We start from the raw sequence: 9,314 nt of genomic DNA on the forward strand, positions 1-9,314 counted from the left end.
CAATAGTTAAAACCTTGGTTTTAATTACTTTTATTTAGGAGGAATATATTTTGGAACAAAATAAACAAAGCTATGACGAAAATCAAATACAGGTTCTAGAAGGTTTAGAAGCTGTAAGAAAAAGACCAGGAATGTATATAGGAAGTACTAGCTCAAGAGGTCTACATCACTTAGTATATGAGATTGTAGATAATAGTATAGATGAGGCTTTAGCTGGATTCTGCAAAAATATAAAAGTTACAATAAATAAGGATAATTCTATACAAGTTATAGATGATGGTAGGGGGATGCCAGTAGGTATGCACCCTAAAATGAAAAAACCAACTGTTGAAGTAATAATGACTGTCTTACATGCTGGAGGTAAATTTGGCGGTGGTGGCTATAAAGTATCTGGTGGCTTACACGGTGTTGGTGCCTCTGTTGTTAATGCATTATCAGATAAATGTATAGTAACTGTAAAGAGAGAAGGACATATATGGCAACAAGAATATCATAGAGGAAAAGTTGTAACTGATTTAAATATCGTCGGAAATACTGATGAAACAGGAACTGAAGTTTATTTTAAACCTGACGAAGAGATATTTGATGAAATTGTATATGATTTTGAAGTCCTATCTCAAAGATTAAGGGAGTTAGCATTCTTAAATAAGGGAATAAGCATTACTCTTATTGATGAGAGAAATGATAAAGAAGAAGAATATTACTATGAGGGTGGAATAAAGTCTTTTGTTGAATACCTAAATAGAAATAAAGAGCCTCTTCATGAACAAACAATATATGTTGAGGGAATAAAGGATGGGGTTTCAGTTGAAGTGGCACTCCAATACCATGATGGATATAATGAGAATATTTTTTCGTTTGCTAACAATATAGATACTATTGAGGGTGGAACACATTTAGTTGGTTTTAAGACTGCCTTAACTAGGATATTAAATGATTATGGTAAGAAATTCGGACATCTAAAAGAGAATGATAAAAATTTATCTGGAGATGACATAAGAGAAGGTCTGACTGCCGTAATATCTGTTAAAATTGGCGAACCTCAATTTGAAGGACAAACAAAGACAAAGCTTGGAAATAGTGAAGTTAGAGGTATTGTTGATTCTATAGTTGGAGAAGGAATGTCAATATTCCTGGAGGAAAACCCACTAGTTGGAAAGACTATAATAGATAAGGCATTGATGGCTGCTAGGGCAAGGGAAGCTGCTAGGAAGGCTAGAGAATTAACAAGAAAATCTGTATTAGAAAGATCATCATTACCAGGTAAGCTTGCAGATTGTTCATCAAAGGATCCTAGGGAATGTGAAATATATATAGTCGAAGGTGATTCGGCAGGAGGTTCTGCTAAGCAAGGAAGAGATAGAAAATTCCAAGCTATATTACCGTTAAGAGGTAAAATTTTAAATGTTGAAAAACAAAGGCTAGATAGAATTCTAAATGCCGATACTATAAGGTCTATGATAACTGCATTCGGAGCAGGAATAGGTACAGATTTTGATATAGAGAAAATAAGATATAATAGAATAATTATTATGACAGATGCTGATGTTGATGGTGCTCATATAAGAACATTGCTATTAACATTCTTCTATAGGTATATGAGAGAACTTATAGACGGAGGGCATGTATATATAGCACAACCACCTTTATATAAGATTTCTAAAGGTAAGAATGAGGCATATGCTTATTCAGATGAGGAGTTAGAACAAATATTGAATGAGTTTGGAGGCAGAGATAACTCAGTTGATATACAAAGATATAAAGGTCTTGGTGAAATGAATGCTGAACAATTATGGGATACTACAATGGATCCTGAAAAGAGAATATTACTAAAAGCAACAATAGAAGATGCTATGGCTGCTGATGAAATATTCACTATATTAATGGGTGATAAGGTTGAACCAAGAAGAGAATTTATACAACAAAATGCTAAAAAAGTAAGTAACTTAGACATTTAGTACTAAAACGAGGTGAAGTACATGAATTTTAATGAGGGAAAAGTCATTCCTGTAGATATTAATAAGGAAATGAAGAGATGTTATATCGACTATGCAATGAGTGTTATAGTTGGTCGTGCCCTTCCAGATGTAAGAGATGGTTTAAAGCCAGTTCATAGGAGAATTTTATATTCATTGCAAGAGTTAGGAATAACTCCGGATAAGTCATATAGGAAATGTGCAAGAATTGTTGGAGATGTTTTAGGTAAATATCATCCACATGGAGATTCATCAGTATATGATGCATTAGTTAGAATGGCACAAGATTTCTCAATGAGATATATGTTAGTTGATGGACATGGTAACTTTGGATCAGTTGATGGTGATAGTGCAGCCGCAATGAGATATACAGAAGCTAGAATGAATAAGATAGCTGTAGAAATGTTAAGGGATATAAATAAGAATACTGTTGATTTTGTACCAAACTTTGATGGGTCAGAAAAAGAACCAGCAGTATTACCAGCTAGATATCCAAATTTATTAGTAAATGGTTCATCAGGTATAGCTGTTGGTATGGCAACCAACATTCCACCACATAACTTAGGTGAAATTATAGATGGTACTGTAATGTTAATAGATAACCCAGAAACATCAGTACTTGAATTAATGACTATAATAAAGGGGCCTGACTTCCCTACAGCTGGTATTATAATGGGTAAGGCTGGAATAAGGGCAGCATATGAGACAGGTAAAGGAAAAATTGTTGTAAGAGCAAAGGCTGATATTGAAGAAGAAAATTCAAGACATAGGATTATTGTTACTGAATTGCCTTATCAAGTTAATAAAGCTAAGCTTATAGAAAATATAGCTGACTTAGTAAAAGATAAAAAAATAGTAGGCATATCTGACTTAAGAGATGAATCAGATAGGCAAGGTATGCGTATAGTTATTGAATTGAAGAAGGATGCAAATCCTAATGTAATACTAAACTTACTATATAAGCATACAAAAATGCAAGATACATTTGGAGTTATAATGCTTGCACTTGTTGACAACGAACCTCAAGTTTTAAATCTAAAACAAGTTTTATGTAATTATATAGACTTTCAAAAAGAAGTAATAACTAAAAGAACTATATTTGATTTAAATAAAGCACAAGCAAGGGCTCATATACTTGAGGGATTAAGAATAGCCTTAGACCATATTGATGAAGTTATAAGTATAATTAGACATTCAGATACTTCAGAAATAGCAAGGAATACTCTTATTGAAAGATTTAATTTTACAGATAAACAAGCAACAGCAATCTTAGAAATGAGATTGAGAAGACTTACTGGTTTAGAGAGAGGTAAGATTGAAGAAGAATATAATGAACTTATGAAACAAATAGAATACTTGAATTCTATTTTAGCAAGTGAAGAAAAATTACTAGGTGTAATTAAAGAAGAACTAATAGAAATAAAAAATAAATACAGTGATGAGAGAAGAACATCAATTGAAAAAGTAGTAAATGAAATTGATATAGAAGATTTAATCCAAGAAGAGGAAGTTACAATAACTTTAACACATTCTGGATATATTAAGAGAATATCTGCTGATACTTATTCTTCACAAAGAAGAGGTGGAAAAGGTATTCAAGCAATGTCAACAAAAGAGGATGATTTTGTTGAACATATAATGATAACATCTACTCATTCAGATGTATTGTTCTTTACTAACAAGGGAAGAGTATATAAGCTAAGGGCTTATGAAATACCAGAGGCAGGAAGAGTAGCTAAAGGAACTAACATAATTAACTTAATTGCTATAGAGCCAGATGAGAGAATAGAAACTGTATTATCAATAAGAGATAATACTAAGGATGGATTCTTGTTTATGGCAACTAAGCAGGGGATAGTAAAAAAGACACCTTTAAGTGACTTTAAAAACTTAAGAAAAAATGGATTAATAGCTATTAACTTAAGGGAAGGTGATGAATTACTTAAGGTTAAGGTAACTAGAGGGGATGCTAATATAATAATAGTAACCCAAAATGGTTATGCAGTTAGATTTAGTGAAAAAAATGTAAGAGCTATGGGAAGAACAGCATCTGGAGTAAGATCAATAAACCTTAAGGATGATGATATAGCTGTTTGTATGGATATAGCTGTAGATAGTGAAGATTTATTAATTATAAGTGAGTATGGATTTGGTAAGAGAACACCTATAAGCGAATATAAAGTTCAAAATAGAGGTGGAGTAGGATTAATAACTTATAAAATAAGTGAAAAGACAGGAAAAGTTGTTGGTGCTACAATGTGTAATGAACTGGATGAACTTATGTTAATAAATTCAAGTGGAGTAGCTATTAGAATAAATGTAAAAGATATATCTGTTACCGGAAGATCTGCTATGGGAGTTACATTAATGAGGACTAATGAAGATGAAAAAGTAGTAGCAGTTGCTAAGATATCAGGTAGTGAAGAAGAAAATGTAGAAGAACAAATAGATATATTAGATGATTATAATGGTAAAGATGACATATTAGATGAATTAGTAAATAGGGCACAAAGTGATTCTGAAGAATAATTGTGTTAAAGAAGTATTCTTGTAAATATCAAGAGTACTTCTTTTTTATTATCATAGAAAAGAATAAAATTTTAATTAGCTATAAATCAAAGGTAGTATCTTTAGTATGATTGAGGTGGATATTTGTTCTGATGTGATTCGAAGCTTGCGACAGAACAAGCAAAATGAATATCCATCAAATTTTTTATGAATATATTAATCATCATACCCTGGTGTATCACTATATATAAAATAGAGAAAAAAGAATAATATTAAAGAAAAACTAGAATAATTTAATTATTTTATATGTAAGATAAATTAATTATTACTTGTGTATGATATTATAAAACACGTCGCTGATGCAGATAACAAAAACAACAAGAAAAAAATAAAAACTTGTTGACAAGGTTTAGCAATAGTGATAAGATAAAAAAGTCGCTTGAGTGCGACACACAGATTGGTCTTTGAAAATTGAACAGAATATAAAGTTAAAAACCAGCAATTCTTTTTTACGAGTAAACTTGAGAAATCAAGTAGCAAGATTAAACTTTTTATTGAGAGTTTGATCCTGGCTCAGGACGAACGCTGGCGGCGTGCCTAACACATGCAAGTCGAGCGATGAAGTTCCTTCGGGAACGGATTAGCGGCGGACGGGTGAGTAACACGTGGGCAACCTGCCTTATAGAGGGGAATAGCCTTCCGAAAGGAAGATTAATACCGCATAAGATTGTAGCTTCGCATGAAGTAGCAATTAAAGGAGCAATCCGCTATAAGATGGGCCCGCGGCGCATTAGCTAGTTGGTGAGGTAACGGCTCACCAAGGCGACGATGCGTAGCCGACCTGAGAGGGTGATCGGCCACATTGGGACTGAGACACGGCCCAGACTCCTACGGGAGGCAGCAGTGGGGAATATTGCACAATGGGGGAAACCCTGATGCAGCAACGCCGCGTGAGTGATGACGGCCTTCGGGTTGTAAAGCTCTGTCTTTGGGGACGATAATGACGGTACCCAAGGAGGAAGCCACGGCTAACTACGTGCCAGCAGCCGCGGTAATACGTAGGTGGCAAGCGTTGTCCGGATTTACTGGGCGTAAAGGGAGCGTAGGCGGATTTTTAAGTGGGATGTGAAATACCCGGGCTCAACCTGGGTGCTGCATTCCAAACTGGAAATCTAGAGTGCAGGAGGGGAAAGTGGAATTCCTAGTGTAGCGGTGAAATGCGTAGAGATTAGGAAGAACACCAGTGGCGAAGGCGACTTTCTGGACTGTAACTGACGCTGAGGCTCGAAAGCGTGGGGAGCAAACAGGATTAGATACCCTGGTAGTCCACGCCGTAAACGATGAATACTAGGTGTAGGGGTTGTCATGACCTCTGTGCCGCCGCTAACGCATTAAGTATTCCGCCTGGGGAATACGGTCGCAAGATTAAAACTCAAAGGAATTGACGGGGGCCCGCACAAGTAGCGGAGCATGTGGTTTAATTCGAAGCAACGCGAAGAACCTTACCTAGACTTGACATCTCCTGAATTACCATGTAATGTGGGAAGTCCCTTCGGGGACAGGAAGACAGGTGGTGCATGGTTGTCGTCAGCTCGTGTCGTGAGATGTTGGGTTAAGTCCCGCAACGAGCGCAACCCTTATTGTTAGTTGCTACCATTTAGTTGAGCACTCTAGCGAGACTGCCCGGGTTAACCGGGAGGAAGGTGGGGATGACGTCAAATCATCATGCCCCTTATGTCTAGGGCTACACACGTGCTACAATGGCCGGTACAACGAGATGCAATACCGTGAGGTGGAGCAAAACTATAAAACCGGTCTCAGTTCGGATTGTAGGCTGAAACTCGCCTACATGAAGCTGGAGTTACTAGTAATCGCGAATCAGAATGTCGCGGTGAATACGTTCCCGGGCCTTGTACACACCGCCCGTCACACCATGAGAGTTGGCAATACCCAAAGTTGGTGATCTAACCCGTAAGGGAGGAAGCCACCTAAGGTAGGGTCAGCGATTGGGGTGAAGTCGTAACAAGGTAGCCGTAGGAGAACCTGCGGCTGGATCACCTCCTTTCTATGGAGAAATCTAGCAAGCAAGAAGCTTGACTAGTACAAATTAGAATCTGTTTTTTAACTTTCTGTTCAATTTTGAGCGACCAAGTTTGCTCAAATGTTCTTTGAAAATTGCACATAATTATATAGATATGTTAATACAACATAGCCAAGAAATATTCTTTGTAACTTAGTTTTAAAACTAATATCATGACAATAGGTCAAGCTACAAAGGGCGCATGGTGAATGCCTTGGCATCAGGAGCCGATGAAGGACGTGATAAGCTGCGATAAGCTTCGGGTAGGCGCACATAGCCAGAGATCCGAAGATTTCCGAATGAGGAAACTCACATGGGAAACCCCATGTATCCATAGGTGAATACATAGCTTATGGAAGGTAAACCCAGGGAACTGAAACATCTAAGTACCTGGAGGAAGAGAAAGAAAAATCGATTTTCTTAGTAGCGGCGAGCGAAAGGGAAAGAGCCCAAACCGGAAATTTATTTCCGGGGTTGCGGACAGAACATTAACGAGAAGTTATGGATAATTGAAGATGACTGGAAAGTCAAGCCATAGAGTGTAATAGCCACGTAAGTGAAATTCATAATAATCAAGTTCTGATCCAGAGTACCACGAGACACGTGAAACCTTGTGGGAAGCAGGGAGGACCACCTCCCAAGGCTAAATACTACCTGATGACCGATAGTGAAGCAGTACCGTGAGGGAAAGGTGAAAAGAACCCCGGGAGGGGAGTGAAATAGAACCTGAAACCGTGTGCCTACAACCGGTCAAAGCCCCTTATGAGGGTGATGACGTGCTTTTTGTAGAACGAGCCAACGAGTTACGGTATGTAGCAAGGTTAAGTACTTAAGGTACGGAGCCGAAGGGAAACCGAGTCTTAATAGGGCGACTAGTTGCATGCCGTAGACCCGAAACCGGGTGACCTATCCATGGCCAGGTTGAAGCGGGGGTAAAACCCCGTGGAGGACCGAACCACGTTGCTGTTGAAAAAGCATGGGATGAGCTGTGGATAGCGGAGAAATTCCAATCGAACTCGGAGATAGCTGGTTCTCCTCGAAATAGCTTTAGGGCTAGCGTCGGATATGAGTAGTGGAGGTAGAGCACTGAATGGGCTAGGGGGCATAGCGCTTACCGAACCTTATCAAACTCCGAATGCCACATACTATTAGTCCGGCAGTCAGACTGCGAAAGATAAGTTCCGTAGTCAAAGGGAAACAGCCCAGATCGTCAGCTAAGGTCCCAAAGTGTAAGTTAAGTGGAAAAGGATGTGGGATTTCTAAGACAACTAGGATGTTGGCTTAGAAGCAGCCACTCATTAAAAGAGTGCGTAATAGCTCACTAGTCGAGAGATCCTGCGCCGAAGATGTCCGGGGCTCAAACTTACCACCGAAGCTACGGGTTCACACTTATGTGTGAGCGGTAGAGGAGCGTCGTAATCGGGCTGAAGTCGTACCGTAAGGAGCGGTGGACTGATTACGAGTGAGAATGTTGGCATTAGTAGCGAGATGTGGGTGAGAATCCCACAGGCCGAATATCTAAGGTTTCCTCAGGAAGGTTCGTCCGCTGAGGGTTAGTCGGGACCTAAGCCGAGGCCGAAAGGCGTAGGCGATGGACAATCGGTTGATATTCCGATACCACTACTGATCGTTATTATCGATGGTGTGACGGAGAAGGATAGAGTGTGCTAGCTATTGGATGCTAGTCTAAGCGTTTAGGGGAGTTAGGAAAGGCAAATCCGTCCTAACAATTCTGAGGCGTGATGGGGAAGGTTCTACGGAACCGAAGTACTTGATTCCATGCTTCCAAGAAAAGCATCTAGAGAGAGATGTAGTGCCCGTACCGCAAACCGACACAGGTAGATGAGGAGAGAATCCTAAGGCCGGCGGAAGAATCACAGTTAAGGAACTAGGCAAATTGACCCCGTAACTTAGGGAGAAGGGGTGCCTGTGAGAGCAGGCCGCAGAGAATAGGCCCAAGCAACTGTTTAGCAAAACACAGGTCTCTGCTAAAGCGAAAGCTGATGTATAGGGGCTGACGCCTGCCCGGTGCTGGAAGGTTAAGGGGAACACTTAGCGCAAGCGAAGGTGTGAACTTAAGCCCCAGTAAACGGCGGCCGTAACTATAACGGTCCTAAGGTAGCGAAATTCCTTGTCAGGTAAGTTCTGACCCGCACGAATGGCGTAATGACTTGGGCACTGTCTCAACTGTGAATCCGGCGAAGTTGTAGTGCGAGTGAAGATGCTCGCTACCGCGATTGGACGGAAAGACCCCGTAGAGCTTTACTGTAGCTTAGCATTGAATTTCGGTATTGTCTGTAAGGATAGGTGGGACTGGGAAATCAGGGCGTCAGCCTTGATGGAGTCGTCCTTGGGATACCACCCTGACAGTACTGAGGTTCTAACTGGGTGCCATGAATCTGGTGACAGGACATTGTTAGGTGGGCAGTTTGACTGGGGCGGTCGCCTCCTAAAAAGTAACGGAGGCGCCCAAAGGTTCCCTCAGAACGGTCGGAAATCGTTCGAAGAGTGCAAAGGCAGAAGGGAGCCTGACTGCGACACCCACAAGTGGAGCAGGGACGAAAGTCGGGCTTAGTGATCCGGTGGTACCTCGTGGGAGGGCCATCGCTCAACGGATAAAGCTACCTCGGGGATAACAGGCTGATCTCCCCCAAGAGTCCACATCGACGGGGAGGTTTGGCACCTCGATGTCGGCTCGTCGCATCCTGGGGCTGAAGTAGGTCCCAAGGGTTGGGCTGTTCGCCCATTAA

General features: G+C 40.1%; 2 protein-coding genes and 2 rRNA genes. All 4 read left to right on the top strand.

What is annotated here, in order from left to right:
* The first annotated feature begins 50 nt into the window (after positions 1 to 50).
* Positions 51 to 1,958 (top strand): DNA topoisomerase (ATP-hydrolyzing) subunit B, encoded by a 1,908-nt coding sequence (gene gyrB / locus DR024_RS17450; protein ID WP_027099042.1) that lies wholly within the window; start codon positions 51 to 53, stop codon positions 1,956 to 1,958.
* 21 nt (positions 1,959 to 1,979) lie between these two features.
* A complete protein-coding gene (gene gyrA, locus DR024_RS17455; RefSeq protein ID WP_055185049.1) occupies positions 1,980 to 4,505 on the top strand; it encodes a DNA gyrase subunit A in 2,526 nt (841 codons plus the stop codon).
* Between the two features lie 529 nt (positions 4,506 to 5,034).
* Positions 5,035 to 6,549: ribosomal RNA gene (locus tag DR024_RS17460) — 16S ribosomal RNA — on the top strand.
* A 197-nt stretch (positions 6,550 to 6,746) separates the two neighbouring features.
* Positions 6,747 to 9,314, top strand: a 23S ribosomal RNA gene (locus DR024_RS17465); the annotation flags it as partial.

Source organism: Clostridium paraputrificum (assembly GCF_900447045.1).
Taxonomy (GTDB): Bacteria; Bacillota; Clostridia; order Clostridiales; family Clostridiaceae; genus Clostridium; species Clostridium paraputrificum.

Excerpts from the sequence above, each read along its gene's own strand:
- gyrA (WP_055185049.1), top strand. The coding sequence starts at position 1,980 with ATGAATTTTAATGAGGGAAAAGTCATTCCTGTAGATATTAATAAGGAA.